The sequence below is a fragment of the Yoonia sp. R78084 genome (assembly GCF_044595625.1).
Classification (GTDB): Bacteria; Pseudomonadota; Alphaproteobacteria; order Rhodobacterales; family Rhodobacteraceae; genus Yoonia.
In genome coordinates this window covers 2,810,527-2,823,200 of sequence record NZ_CP138993.1, presented here as the reverse complement: position 1 = coordinate 2,823,200, position 12,674 = coordinate 2,810,527, and the positions used below count along the sequence as shown (strand labels likewise).

Below are 12,674 nucleotides of genomic sequence, written 5' to 3'. Positions count from 1 at the left end.
GTGTGTCGCCCCAGCTTGAGAGACTTTGGATTAATATCCAGTCCCTCTTACCACAACACGGACCGTCGCCAACAGCAGCTTCATGTCGTTCGCAAACGACATATTGGCGATATAGTCAGTATCAAAGCGGGCACGGTCGGCAAACGTACACTCGTTGCGCTCGGATACCTGCCAACTGCCGGTAATGCCCGGGCGCTGGGAATAATAGGCAAGCCCGGGATACATTGTCTGTTGCTCCGGTAGCATCGGACGTGGGCCGACAAGGCTCATGTCGCCGATCAGGACGTTCCACAACTGTGGAAGTTCATCAACAGAGCTCTTGCGCAGAAGCGCCCCGATTTTCGTGATCCGAGGATCGCGCTTGAGTTTCTGCGTCAGTGTCCATTCCGCCGCCGCTTCAGGGTGCTTGGACAGATGATCTTGCAGCTTGGATTCCGCGTCTACCACCATCGTGCGCAATTTCCAGATACGGTAGATGCGGCCATTCATTCCGACGCGATCCTGGCAATAGAACGCGGGGCCTCCGTCGCGCTTAACCATTAGCGCGAGAACACCAATAAGTGGTAAAATGAAAGGGATTGAAGCAACGACGCACATCACGTCAAACAAGCGCTTCAGCCCGAGCTCGTAAGGGCCCTTGATCGGAAGCGATGGCCCGATCGGACGTGATTTCGCATGTTTTCTTACGTCAGAATAGTCTGTCGACATGTAATTGCTCACTCGTTCACCAAATTCACTCGCCAGAAAATACAACACATTCTGCAGCACCGGATTACCGAAAATTCTACTGGTAGCCCTCAGGTGCGCTGGCTCGATTAACGTAGCATTAAACAAAGATCGCGTGAACCTGTCCTTTATATTTTGACCCCAAAAAAGAACGTTTTTCGCCTTAGTTCTCAGTATTGTGTTCACAAATTGATCGCTGTTCTGGCAAAAGTTTTACCATTGTTTCGAGGTGCGAACCAATGGGTTGCTAGAATCGCGTTACCCTAGGACAGTTTGCCAGAGTTTGAGGGTTCTGGTGGTTTGAAAACAGCTTTTCCTTTAGACATCATCAAGTTCCGAATTGTGTTTGTTTCGGATGTAGTTGAAACGAGAGTGACTTTGTTTCGGGGTCTGAATGAACCAAGCCATAAGTATCTACCTTAACCATTTTGGGTTGAGCGAACGCCCCTTTAGCTTGGTGCCGGACCCTGACTTCATTTATTGGTCCCCGGTACATGAACGGGCCTATGCAATGTTCGAGTTTGGTTTGGTCACGCGGTCACCGATCACGCTGATCACAGGCGAGGTTGGTGCCGGCAAGACGACGCTTTTGCACCACTTGCTGAAATCACTTGGTGATGAGCTTGTGGTTGGTCTGATCTCGAATGCCCATGGCACGCGAGACGAGCTTTTGCGCTGGGTGCTGCAATCGCTTGATCAGCCCGTACCGCCAGGTGCAGACTATGTCGCGCTTTTCGGGCAGTTCGAAGAATTCCTGATTGAGACCTATGCCAAAGGTCATCGCGTTGCCTTGATTTTTGACGAGGCGCAGAACCTCAACCGAGAGTCACTTGAAGAACTGCGGATGTTCACGAATATCAACGCCAACAAGGACGAGCTTTTGCAGCTGGTTCTCGTTGGTCAGCCTGAGTTGCGCGACAATGTCCGCCACCCCAATCTGACACAATTTGCACAGCGGGTTGCCTCAAGCTTCCATCTGCCCACCCTCGACGCCGAGACAGTGGCGGAATACATACATCACCGCCTGAAAGTAGCCGGCGCCAAGGAACAGATCTTTAGCCCGGGCGCTTGCAAGCGGATCTACACAGAGACGCGTGGCGTGCCCCGTTTGATCAACCAGCTTTGTGACTTTTCGCTGCTCTATGCGTATACGGAAGACAAATATAAGGTGAATGAGGTGACGGTGAAACAAGTGCTGAACGATGGTGTCTTTTTCGGCGGTGGGGTGTCCGCGGGGTAGCGGCTTTTGTAATCTGGCCTCGAATGTGAATGGTAAACGATGGATCTTAAATTTTATCTGGCAATCTTTTGGAGACGCTTTCCGTATGTCCTGATCCTGCTGGCTCTCGGGACAGCAGCGGGGCTGACGGTGGCGCTGACCCAGAAACCGATTTACGTGGCCGAAGCCCGTTTGGTTGTTGAGTCACAACAGATCCCGGATGAACTTGCCGCATCCACTGTGCGCACTGATGCCGCCGAACAGTTGCAAATCATCCAACAGCGTATTTTCACGCGGGATAACCTGCTCGACATGGCGAACCGCCTTGGTGTCTACACCGAAACCGATGGTACCGAAGACCGTTTGCGTCCTGATGAAAAAGTGGAGGACATGAGCGCGCGGATCAACGTTGACCTTGGTGGCAGATCGGCGGCGATTATCGTGACGGTCAGCTTCGACGATCCGCTTCCAGACCGCGCGGCTGCGGTTGTAAACGAAATCGTCACCTTGATTCTGCAAGAGAACATCGAGATGCGCACGACGGTTTCGGGCCAGACACTCGACTTCTTTGCACAAGAGACAGAGCAGTTGGAGCAGGAATTGTCCCAGATGCGTGGCCAGATTCTTGCTTTCCAAGAGGCCAATCTGGAAGCGTTGCCGGACAGCCTCGAGTTCCGCAGATCACAGCAAGCAGCGGCGCAGGAGCGTATTCTGGAGCTTGACCGAGAGCGGATACAACTGCGTGAACGTCGCGACCGCCTCGTGCAGCTCTTTGAACAGACCGGAGAAGTCGGCCTGCTCGGCGTTGCCGCGCGCACCCCTGAGGAAGCGGAACTACAGGAGTTGCTGGATGAACTGACGCGCGCTTCGGCACTGCTTTCGCCTGACAATCCGCGCATCGGAATTTTGCAGGCGCAAGTCGCTGCATTGGAAAGAATTGTCGCAGCCCAACAGGCTGCCGCGAGCAACGGGACACTTGATACTGAAGGCGCGCCTTTGACTCCTTTCGCATTGCAGCTTGCAGATCTTGAGGGTCAGATCGCCTTTATTGATGAGCAAAAGGCGCTCATTGAACAGAACCTTGAGGAGTTGTCTGCGTCCATCGCAGCGACACCCGGTAATGCGCTGACGCTGGCAACGCTTGAACGGAATTTTGAAAACTTGCGGACGCAATATGACCGTGCCGTGCAAAACCGTGCGATCGCAGAAGTGGGTGATACAATTGAGGCTTTGTCCAAAGGGCAGCGCATCACGGTCATTGAGCAAGCTATTGCGCCAACAAGTCCGTCACGCCCAAACAGACGGTTGATTGCGGCGACTGGCGTCGCGGCAGGTCTTGGAATGGGATTCGGGTTGATCGTGTTGCTCGAGCTTTTGAATACTGCGGTCCGGCGCCCTGCTGATATTGTGAATGGTCTGCAGATTACGCCTTTCATGACGATGCCGTATATCCGCACGCGTGGTCAGATCTGGCGGCGCCGGCTTCTTATTCTTGCTGCTCTGGCCGTCGTTTTCCTCGGGGTTCCTGCCGCGATCTGGTACATTGACGAGAATATCCAGCCACTGCAGCCAGTCTTTGACGAAGTGCTGCGTCGCGTCGGTTTGGACTAGTGTAGGGCGAGAAAAGATGGACAAGATACAAGCCGCAATCGCAAAAGCACGCGCTGCCCGCGAGGAAATTACAGGCGACGCAAAAGCGAGCCAACGCCATTCCTACATCGCCAGCAGGCGCCGGGCCCTGAACAAAGAACATGATGTGGCTATGGCTGACCGTGCCGCAATCTGGCAACCGCTTGCCACCTTTGCACCGCCAGCCAAGCAAATGGCAAAACATCGCGTCGTGACGTTCGAGACAGGGCCGCAATCGGATCAGGGCGTCATGGCTTTTGATAAACTCCGTACCAAGGTGTTGCAGGAGATGCGGATCAACGGATGGCGTCGTCTTGCGATTACGTCACCAAGCGCGGATTGCGGGAAGACGACAGTCTCGATGAATCTTGCCTTCTCTTTGGCGAAACAGCCGGAGATATTCACAGTCGTTGCGGAAATGGACATGCGGCGTCCGTCGATGGCTTCTATCTTTGGCCTGTCCGGCGAGACCGGTTTTTCAGCCGTGCTGGGCGGTGAGGCAGCGTTTGCCGACATCGCGAAACGTCCGCGCCCAAACGTGGCCTTCGGTCTGAATTATACACGCACGCGCAATCCTGCAGAGCTTTTGCAGAGTTCGTCGGTGGGCCGTGCTCTGGCTGATATTGAAGAGCAGTTCGCACCGGATCTGACAATCTTTGATATGCCGCCGATGTTAAGCAGTGACGATACGATGGCCTTTATGGGGCAGGTGGATTGCGTCCTGTTGGTTGCCGCCGCTGAAGCCACCTCGATCGGTGAAATCGACGTATGTGAACGTGATTTGGCGTCACAGACAAATGTCATGGGTGTGCTGCTGAACAAGTGCCGGTACATGGACAAGGAGTCAGGCAACGTCGATGCCTATTACTGATCCCGCGGCTGGTGGATCAGGATAATAAAAAAGCCGGCTGAGAGCCGGCTTTTTCTTTTCCAATGGTATGCGTGTGCCTAGGCGGCGACGGCCTTGCGACGGCGTAGCACCAATGCGCCACCAAGTGCCGACAGCAAGAGCAAGCTACCTGCAGGCAGTGGGACCGCTGCGACATCAATGCGCACTGCGATATCGTCAAAGTCACGGTCACCGCGTGCGATATCGTCGAAAAGCACATAGAAGGCATTCGCGCTGATCGCCACAAAGCCCATTGCATAATGGCGCGTTGCCTCATCGGCGACGCCATCGTTGTTGAACAGACCCGTCGCCCAGCTTGGGGCATAGGTTCCGAATGCAAAGTCGAGGAAGCCGCTGACGGCCTGCGTGACGGTCACGGTTGCATTTGTCGCGGTGTAAGTGGGGCCGCGGTTATCAAATACCTCTGTCCCCATGACGGCGGCATAATTGCTGTTGCCAGCTTCGGCGCCGAGATAAGTGTATGTAATTTGCGCCACACCACTCACAATATCGAGGAAAAGACCGTTTGATGCGTTCTTGCGCGAACCATCAATCATGTCGATTGTTGTGTTGTTCAAAGAGCCCAAGACGTCGTTGTTCGTGACAACATGTGTCTGGCCTGTACCATGCAAGCTCAGCGTCGCGGCACTTGCCGCCGTTGCTGTGAGCGCAACTGCTGTAATAACGCCAGCTAGAAAATTCTTGATCATCTGATCCACCATTTACCGTCAAAAACGCGTGACGATACCTATTAACATATCATTCACACTATAGCGCTTTTGGCGCGGGTGAGTGCAAGCGGAAAGTAAGGAAATATGGCGATTTCGCCTCGCTTTCTATGGATTGAGAGGTTTTTCCATGCGAGGGCGAACACATTCCCTCATGCCTGGCCTGATTGTGGTGTATTTCGAAACAAGGTTGCTTGCGACCGTTATTCTTGTTGTCGACTCAAGAACCGCTTTATCACCTCGGAACGGTGCGCAAATACGGTTTCATCGTCAAAAGGTCTGCCGTCTTCACGTGCGCGTTTATTCAGCTCTACGAGTTGGTCGCGATCGTTCGACAGCTGAACGAGACGCTTTCCAAGTCCTTCAATGTCCCCAATCGGAACCAGATGTCCGCCACCCGCGTTACTGATGAGATCCGCTGCATAAGATCCGTCATATCCGATGATTGGCGTGCCTGCGATCAAGCTCTCGATCAGACAGCGCGGTGATTCCGGTGTTGTGTGGCAAAACAGGAAAATATGCGCGGCCTGCAGTCTCGCAGTGACTTGTGCCGGATCGTCGACAAATCCATGCAAGGTAACCCGATCCATCAGGCCGTCTGCTTCTAACTGTGCTCGTAAGTCTGCAAGCATCGGCCCGTCGCCCAACCAGTGTGCTTTGAAATCAATACCCGCAACTGACAACTCTTTTAAGGCGGATGCCCAATGCAGGGGGCCCTTCATAGCAGTTGCCCTCCCAACATAGACTATGTTGAGTGGATCGTACCGCGCGCTGGCAATTTTTGCGCTGAAGGCATCATCGGTGATATGCGCATCCCGATTGACGTGGATATCATGCACAATGACGGGTTTTTTGCTGAAGGGAGCATAGGCGTCATAGGTTTGCTGACCATGGAATAGTCCAATGGTCGCGCGTTTGATCACGTACCGCTCCAGCATTGCCATGGGCCGATGGATGACCCGCTTCTTGATACGGCTTTTGAAAGAGCCAGCCTGAGAGAGAGATTCAACCCTCACGACTTCAGACTCGACGCGGTCTGTCCACACGGCGAACCGGCGGCCCATGGCATGAGCCTGAAGGCAAGCCACCGCGCCCCAGTCGCCGACAAGGCCGCCAATGGCAAAGGACAGATAATCGGCGCCCTGGATTTTCCTGGCGGATGGTATCGCGCGTGCTGTAGTAGACCTTGGCAAACCTGGAAAGCACCCATGCTGTCGGCAAAGGTACAATGTTCACGCGTGCCAGGTTTGGTCCGATATTTGCGGCCGGGATCCAACCAACCGGCGCAGGTCCGTCTTGATGGGGCATCATCACTGTGACGTGGTCAAAGTTCTCTGCCCAAAGCCTTAGACCATTCGCCGCCTGTTTCTCTATGAACCAGCCCTCGGGCGTTCCATAGATTGACACGGGAGCGTAGATCAGTAGCCGGCCGTTGTTCTGGGGTGTCTCGGTCATGTCTCTAATCCAGGCACAAATCGCGGCAGAACATTTACCGTTTCGCGGAACATGTCTTGCAAGCGGGCTTCTGCGTCGGCCTCGGTCTCGCCTGACATGATCGGGGTTGTCAGGCGTACCAGCGCACCGTCAGTGCGGCCGATAGTGATGCTGTCCCACAGCAGGTACATTTTCGCGGCAAAGTCCCAGGCGGTGTGCCGCCCGTGTTGTTCGAACCAGTAATAGACCAGCATCCGCGTCTGGTCTCTTTGAATGATAGCGCGGTTCAGATTGTAGGGCGCGGCAAAGCCCATTTGTGGCGCGATGTCGACACGATCCAGTTTTGCGATTTCCCAACCAGCGCCAGGCAAACATATCTCGGGTGAGTGGATACCGCCTTGGGTTTGATCGTCGTACCATGCGATAAAAAGTTGTACGGGCGCGATTTGGTTGCTGTTGGTAAAATGGACCGACAAGTAATCATCCGCCGCCAAATTCTCGGCGACATCGGGCGCAAGCAGTTCCGGGATATCGCCGTCCCATGCGCCCAAACGCGCGGGGAAGACGGTAAAGGGTTCACGATCAACGGTGGTCGTTGCGGTTTGTGGTCGTGCCTCCCAAGCGATTGCCCCCACGCCAAGCAAGAGAGCCGATAAGATGAGGGCGCGCGAGGGCGCGATAAAACGAATACGGGCGGCCTGTGCTGTCCAGCCCGAGGTGTCGAGGTCGAGCGCGTCGACAAGGCTCATGTGCGAACCCGAAAAGCGCAACATCACCCATGCGAGGAGGAAAAGCAGGACCACGCAAATCATGAAAATGATCCAGCCTTCGAAGAAATGCGTGAAGCCTTCAAGGTATTCGAGGCCAACGTAGTTCACCAGCCATCCCGCAAACGCGATGCGGGCCGAGTTCATCACAATTGTTATGGGTACCGCCGCCAGCAACAGGACCGCCTTGTGCCAGAGGGACCCTTTGAACAGCACCGCAAAGACATAGGAAAACGACATGATGGGGAACAGGTAGCGCAGGCCGGAACAAGCTTCGGCGACGTGAAGTTTATAGACCCCCAGATCAATAATGTTGCCCTCCAGAAAGACAGGAACGCTGAGAAGTCGCAGCATCCAGACGCCCAACTCGGACGAGAAGACCTGAAGCGACGTCGATACCTTGTAATAGATGACACCCGGCAGTGGCAGCATATAGACCAGATGCAACACAGGTGGCCAGAAATGCCTGCCCTGCTGCCACCCCCAGGAAATCAGCAGAAGCGCGCCAACCCAAAGGATGATCGCATAGGCGACGACTTCGTTGATCTGGCTCAGCTTGCCGAGCACGCCAAGCGTGATCGCAAGGAGCATGAGCGCAATTCCAGGCCCACGGTCGGCAACCGGGGCAAGGTCGACAGGGATGCCTTTAAGCTGCCGCAGGAAGAGCAAGAGCGACAAGACCGGGATGAGTGGACCGTGGCTATATTCGGGAAGTCGCCAGGCGGTCAGCAAGGCATTGAAACCTTCATGAAAGAAGATCAGTCCAGCGATGAAGGTGAAAACCAGCCAGAAGACGCCTGTCGTCAACATTCCCGCAGGGAAGGAAGACAGGCTATGTTCTTTGGTCAATGCCATCTGGAATCACTCGTTAAAACGCGTAGGTCTGCTTGTGCTACCACGTTCCTGTTATAGTTGGATCATGGCATAGATGGAAATTGTGCCATTTTTGGGGGCAACCCTTGCCGTTTTGCGATATCGTTCGTGTGTGCTTGATAAGTTCATCTCTTCTTTCTAACGCAACTCCAGAACGCTTGGCTTGCAGTTTTGGCGTCTCAGGGTAGAGGAAGTTTATGAGTGTCAGTGGTCTTCTTGATTGTATTTTTGTAGATTGGTCTCCAACGATCGGTGATCCGACGCTGACAGGCTGGGTGACCGTTGTTGCATATCTGGCGGCAAGTTGTCTTTCTGCGCTGGTACTTTTCCATCATTCGGGCAAGCTGCGCATATTCTGGTTGGGGCTATCCATCATTCTACTGCTGCTGGCTGTGAACAAGCAGCTTGATTTACAGTCGGCCCTCACAGCGGCAGGGCGGTGTTTGTCCAAGGCGCAAGGGTGGTATGAAAACCGGCGTTCGGTCCAGATTGCGTTTATTCTGGCGATTCTTGTGATTTGTGGGGTCATCGCGGCTGTGCTGCTTTGGGTGATGCGTCGTGAAATCCTCGTGATATGGCCTGCGCTTATCGGGATTGTCAGTTTGCTGGCTTTCATCGCGATCCGCGCTGCGGGGTTTCAACATTTTGACCAGTTCATCGGTTTTGAAGTTGGTGGAATTCGGATGAATGCTGTCCTTGAACTGGGTGGTATCGTCTTTATTGCCACGAATGCGTTCGTCTTGCTTTGGATGAAGCAAAAACCCTGATCCTCGACGGTGCCGGTCGTATTCTAAGGGCGCATCCATACTGCTGTGTGCGATGTGTTACACGATCGGTTGGCATTCAGACGCGTGGACGTTGTAGCAATGTGGCGGCATTTGCGGCGACTTGCCATAGGTTGGCAATATTGGCGAATGTGGTATGATCCTTAAGTGTTTTTCCCCATTCGCCGAGTAGAGGTGCACGATTTATGGCGGCTTTCGCGATTTTGATCTGGCCAGCGATCGCCTTGCTGATCTTTATGAACAGAGCCATTGCACCGGCAATATTGATGGCCACAGTGCTGCCTTATCTGTTTTTGCCAGAAGCATTTGCAATAGACCTTCCTGGCCTGCCCGATCTGAGCAAGACCTTCGCAATAACAGTCGGCCTCATCTTCGGCTTGCTTTTTTCTGCGGCGCGCGGGCGCAAAATATCAGATTTGCCAGTCCTGAAGACCGAAGGCTTCAAATTTCGAGTCGTGCTGTATGTGCTGGTTGCAGCACTTGTTGGGGGGGTGTTTGTAACTATTCTCAATAACAGGGAATGGTTGGTTTTTGGACCAACCGTGCTCCCCGGTTTGCGGCCTTGGGATGCGATCGGACATTTTGCCCAGCTGATCATTTTGGCGGTCCCGTATTTCGTGGCACGCAAATACCTCGCCACGCCAGATATGCATCGCGCGTTGTGCAAGGTTCTTGTTTTATCGGGTTTGGTTTACACGCTCTTTATGCTTGTAGAGTTCCGCCTGAGCCCGCAATTGCATAACTGGGTGTATGGGTACCATCAGCATTCGTTTATACAGCATATCCGGGACGGCTATCGTCCAATGGTGTTTCTTGAGCACGGACTTTGGGTCGGTTTCTTCATCTTCACGGCAGTGATGGCGGCGGCTGCGCTTTGGAAGGCTGAGAAGCAATCCAAATGGCTTTGGGGGTTGGGATGGCTCTTTGTCATTTTGATGGTGAGTAAGAATTTAGGGGCTTTTGCCATCGGGCTAATGTGCCTCGCTGTCTTCTTTGCGCTCCATCGAAAGATGCAGATTTGGTTTGTTATTTGTGTCTCAATCGCGACGCTCAGTTTCCCTGCTCTGCGGCAGGCGCATCTTGTGCCGATTGACAGTATCATGTCGGCAGCAGAAAGTATATCCGAGGAACGCGCCGGATCGCTGAGATACCGGCTTGATAACGAAGACCAATTGCTGGCCCGCGCGTTTGAAAAGCCTCTTTTTGGATGGGGTACGTGGGGACGTGGCCGCATTTATAATGAATTTGGCTCCGACATCTCTGTTACTGATGGGCTTTGGATCATCGTACTTGGTGGCTGGGGTTGGGTCGGATACGTCGGTTTTTTCGGGGTGCTTGCTGCGCCCTTGCTGTTCTTGGCTGCGACGGCCCGCCGCAAAGAGATACCGCCTGAAACCATTGCGTTGGCGCTGATTTGCGCGGGCAATTTCATTTATTTGATCCCGAATGCGACCTTAACACCCGTTGGGTTGCTCTGTTTCGGGGCGTTGGCGGGCTTCGTGCAATTTGACCGGAGGCAAGAGACTGTCGATGTTGCTGAAGCCGCTTTGCAGGGCAGACGCGTAGCCCACAGCTATACGAGGTTCCCCCACAAGGTGGCGCGGCGTCAAGGAACCGCAGACATTTGACGTTGACTGACATCCTGCCGCACCCTGTGAAATGCGCTTCTACTGCAGTAATAATGTAGGGTAGTGTTTGATTGAACGGCTGAGAGGCGGTTGTCAGCGGTGCCTTAGCTGAACCGCTCTGGACCAACCGAAGTAGTTTTTGTTAGGAATTGTTATGCCCTTCAAACTTAAGTCTTCTATCGTATCAAGTTTAGTGATGGCGTTGCTCTCGATCTGGGTCACGACGGCCCAGGCGCAGGAAAGGCCGCTCACACAGCGGGTGATTCAATCAGGCCATAGCCTCACAGACGGGGTTCTAGATCCACTACGTGAAATGGTGCGGCAGGCAGGCAATTCCGCCGTCGTCATTGACAAATCCACCATACCGGGCAGCCCGATGGATTTTCGCTGGACCAATGTGCCAGGCTACGGTCAACCAGATGCGCGCCATGACATCGCGCGCTATGATACGCTGGTGCTGACCGAGCGGGTAGAATTATCAAACACGATACAGTGGCATAATTCACCAGATTTTGCATTGCAGTGGTTCAACAATGCATGGACGAATGGCAAAAACGGCAATGGCGCAGAAACCATACTTTATGCAACTTGGGTTAATATCGACAGCGGACCAGAGGCTGAAAACCCTTACAAAGATCCTGAAAGGCACATCGTATTCCGCGATCGCTTGCCGCTCGAGATGGAAAGATGGCTGACCATTCTCGATCACGTCAACGAGAGCCGGCCCGCAGGTTCGGCAGAAATGCGGATGATCCCGGGGCCTCTGTTGATGGCCGCGATCTATGATGACATTGCAGCGGGCAAAGCGCCCGGGCTCACCGATATTTCGGATCTTTTCTCGGATACCATCCACCTGAACGACTTGGGGAACTACTATATCGCGTTGGCGCATTTCGCGGTGATTTATGGCCGTGATCCACGTGGTTTGCAAAACCTCAATGGCGTGACGCCGGAACAGGCGCGGTATATGCAGGATCTGGTGTGGAAGGTCCTGTCCGAGTGAGGCGCAGGTCATACCCGACACGTTGGTTTTTGGATAGGCGTTGAAGTAAGCGCCTATCCGCGAAATAGGTGGACTGAAACTTGTCAAAGGGTCATCGTTGCTCACTGTCATTATCCCCAGTCACAATGAAGAAAACCACATCCCCGGGTGTCTGGATGCGGTGATCACGCAGAAGGACCTTCGGCCCAACCATGCCGTTCAGGTGATTGTGGCCGCGAATGGTTGCAGTGACCGGACCGTTCCGCTTGCGAAGGAAAAAGAACCTGCACTGAAGGCTGCGGGATTTGATCTCGTGGTGCTGGATATATTGCAGGGCAACAAAATGAACGCCCTGAACGAGGCCGAGGCTGTTGCCACCTATGACAACCGGGTTTTCCTCGATGCTGATGTGATCATAGGGCCAACGCTCCTCGCGGAAATGGCAAAGATTTTGGCCGAAGACGCAGCCGTCTACGCCAGTGGAACTGTCCGTATCCAGCGGACGCAAAGCCTGATCACGCGGGCCTATGCCAAAGTCTGGACGCATATGCCTTTCGTGCGTGATGGCGTGCCAGGCATTGGGCTCTACGCGGTAAATGCAAAGGGCCGCGCGCGGTGGGGGCGCTTTCCTGCAATTATTGCAGATGATCGGTTTGTCAGGCTACAATTTGCCCCGCAGGAAAGGCGCAAAACCCGCGCGATGCATGATTGGCCGCTTCCCGAAGGATTTGCCAATTTGGTCAACGTCCGCCACCGATGGCGTGAAGGCAACCTTGAACTAGCCGAAAAGTACCCCGCGTTGTTGGCGAACGACAGCGAGATCAACACATCGGGAAGTAACATTCCGCAGCTGTTCCGGACGCCGTTTTCGTCAGTTGTCTTTGTGCTTGTATATGTGGTCAGCAATATCCGCGCGAAACGCAGTCTTAAGGATGGTGGCTATATTTGGCGGCGGGGCCGGAACTGACACTTTATCGGGTGACAAAGAGAGGAAGGTTTACCTGCTTGTGACAT

At 53.9% G+C, this 12,674-nt stretch carries 12 protein-coding genes; 7 read left to right on the top strand and 5 right to left on the bottom strand.

The window, feature by feature from the left end; all coding sequences use genetic code 11:
* Positions 1–30: 30 nt before the first annotated feature.
* The gene (locus SJY29_RS14165; RefSeq protein WP_400088942.1) at positions 31–708 is read right to left on the bottom strand and encodes a sugar transferase; all 678 of its coding nucleotides are present in this window, start codon (positions 706–708) and stop codon (positions 31–33) included.
* A gap of 529 nt (positions 709–1,237) precedes the next feature.
* Between SJY29_RS14165 and SJY29_RS14160 the strand changes: the two genes are divergently transcribed.
* The 3 genes from SJY29_RS14160 to SJY29_RS14150 are packed head-to-tail and all read left to right on the top strand — an operon-like array spanning position 1,238 to position 4,445.
* Entirely contained in the window at positions 1,238–1,966 is a 729-nt protein-coding gene (locus SJY29_RS14160; protein WP_286163698.1) for an ExeA family protein, read from the top strand.
* A gap of 39 nt (positions 1,967–2,005) precedes the next feature.
* Positions 2,006–3,556, top strand: coding sequence for a GumC family protein (locus SJY29_RS14155; protein WP_400083950.1), 1,551 nt, complete (start codon positions 2,006–2,008; stop codon positions 3,554–3,556).
* A 16-nt stretch (positions 3,557–3,572) separates the two neighbouring features.
* Positions 3,573–4,445, top strand: coding sequence for a CpsD/CapB family tyrosine-protein kinase (locus tag SJY29_RS14150; RefSeq protein ID WP_181417086.1), 873 nt, complete (start codon positions 3,573–3,575; stop codon positions 4,443–4,445).
* A gap of 77 nt (positions 4,446–4,522) precedes the next feature.
* On the opposite strand, the gene SJY29_RS14145 is transcribed toward SJY29_RS14150, so the two are convergent.
* From SJY29_RS14145 to xrtD, 3 genes are all read right to left on the bottom strand, one after another.
* Positions 4,523–5,173, bottom strand: coding sequence for a VPLPA-CTERM sorting domain-containing protein (locus SJY29_RS14145; RefSeq protein ID WP_400083948.1), 651 nt, complete (start codon positions 5,171–5,173; stop codon positions 4,523–4,525).
* A 221-nt stretch (positions 5,174–5,394) separates the two neighbouring features.
* Positions 5,395–6,255 carry a glycosyltransferase gene (locus SJY29_RS14140; protein ID WP_400083947.1) on the bottom strand — a complete coding sequence of 287 codons (861 nt, stop codon included), beginning with the start codon at positions 6,253–6,255 and terminating at the stop codon, positions 5,395–5,397.
* 387 nt (positions 6,256–6,642) lie between these two features.
* The gene (xrtD, locus tag SJY29_RS14135; RefSeq protein WP_400083945.1) at positions 6,643–8,247 is read right to left on the bottom strand and encodes a VPLPA-CTERM-specific exosortase XrtD; all 1,605 of its coding nucleotides are present in this window, start codon (positions 8,245–8,247) and stop codon (positions 6,643–6,645) included.
* Positions 8,248–8,462: 215 nt separating this feature from the next.
* On the opposite strand from xrtD, the gene SJY29_RS14130 reads away from it, so the two are divergent.
* Positions 8,463–9,032, top strand: a complete 570-nt coding sequence (locus SJY29_RS14130; RefSeq protein WP_400083943.1) for an isopropylmalate isomerase — start codon at positions 8,463–8,465, stop codon at positions 9,030–9,032.
* 76 nt (positions 9,033–9,108) lie between these two features.
* On the opposite strand, the gene SJY29_RS14125 is transcribed toward SJY29_RS14130, so the two are convergent.
* Complete coding sequence (locus SJY29_RS14125; protein WP_400083942.1) at positions 9,109–9,324, bottom strand: hypothetical protein; 216 nt, start codon at positions 9,322–9,324, stop codon at positions 9,109–9,111.
* On the opposite strand from SJY29_RS14125, the gene SJY29_RS14120 reads away from it, so the two are divergent.
* The 3 genes from SJY29_RS14120 to SJY29_RS14110 all read left to right on the top strand — a co-directional run bounded on the left by SJY29_RS14120 (position 9,317) and on the right by SJY29_RS14110 (position 12,627).
* Positions 9,317–10,678: a hypothetical protein gene (locus SJY29_RS14120; RefSeq protein ID WP_400083940.1), complete on the top strand. Its 1,362-nt coding sequence runs from the start codon at positions 9,317–9,319 to the stop codon at positions 10,676–10,678. The genes SJY29_RS14125 and SJY29_RS14120 overlap by 8 nt on opposite strands.
* Before the next feature lie 154 nt (positions 10,679–10,832).
* A complete protein-coding gene (locus SJY29_RS14115; RefSeq protein ID WP_400083938.1) occupies positions 10,833–11,681 on the top strand; it encodes a hypothetical protein in 849 nt (282 codons plus the stop codon).
* Positions 11,682–11,778: 97 nt separating this feature from the next.
* Positions 11,779–12,627, top strand: a complete 849-nt coding sequence (locus tag SJY29_RS14110; protein ID WP_400083936.1) for a glycosyltransferase — start codon at positions 11,779–11,781, stop codon at positions 12,625–12,627.
* The last annotated feature ends 47 nt before the right edge of the window (positions 12,628–12,674 follow it).

Coding starts and splice junctions, on each gene's coding strand:
- SJY29_RS14160 (WP_286163698.1), top strand. CDS start 1,238: ATGTTCGAGTTTGGTTTGGTCACGCGGTCACCGATCACGCTGATCACA.
- xrtD (WP_400083945.1), bottom strand. CDS start 8,247: ATGGCATTGACCAAAGAACATAGCCTGTCTTCCTTCCCTGCGGGAATG.
- SJY29_RS14115 (WP_400083938.1), top strand. CDS start 10,833: ATGCCCTTCAAACTTAAGTCTTCTATCGTATCAAGTTTAGTGATGGCG.
- SJY29_RS14145 (WP_400083948.1), bottom strand. CDS start 5,173: ATGATCAAGAATTTTCTAGCTGGCGTTATTACAGCAGTTGCGCTCACA.
- SJY29_RS14120 (WP_400083940.1), top strand. CDS start 9,317: ATGGCCACAGTGCTGCCTTATCTGTTTTTGCCAGAAGCATTTGCAATA.
- SJY29_RS14165 (WP_400088942.1), bottom strand. CDS start 708: ATGTCGACAGACTATTCTGACGTAAGAAAACATGCGAAATCACGTCCG.
- SJY29_RS14140 (WP_400083947.1), bottom strand. CDS start 6,255: ATGGGCCGCCGGTTCGCCGTGTGGACAGACCGCGTCGAGTCTGAAGTC.
- SJY29_RS14155 (WP_400083950.1), top strand. CDS start 2,006: ATGGATCTTAAATTTTATCTGGCAATCTTTTGGAGACGCTTTCCGTAT.
- SJY29_RS14150 (WP_181417086.1), top strand. CDS start 3,573: ATGGACAAGATACAAGCCGCAATCGCAAAAGCACGCGCTGCCCGCGAG.
- SJY29_RS14130 (WP_400083943.1), top strand. CDS start 8,463: ATGAGTGTCAGTGGTCTTCTTGATTGTATTTTTGTAGATTGGTCTCCA.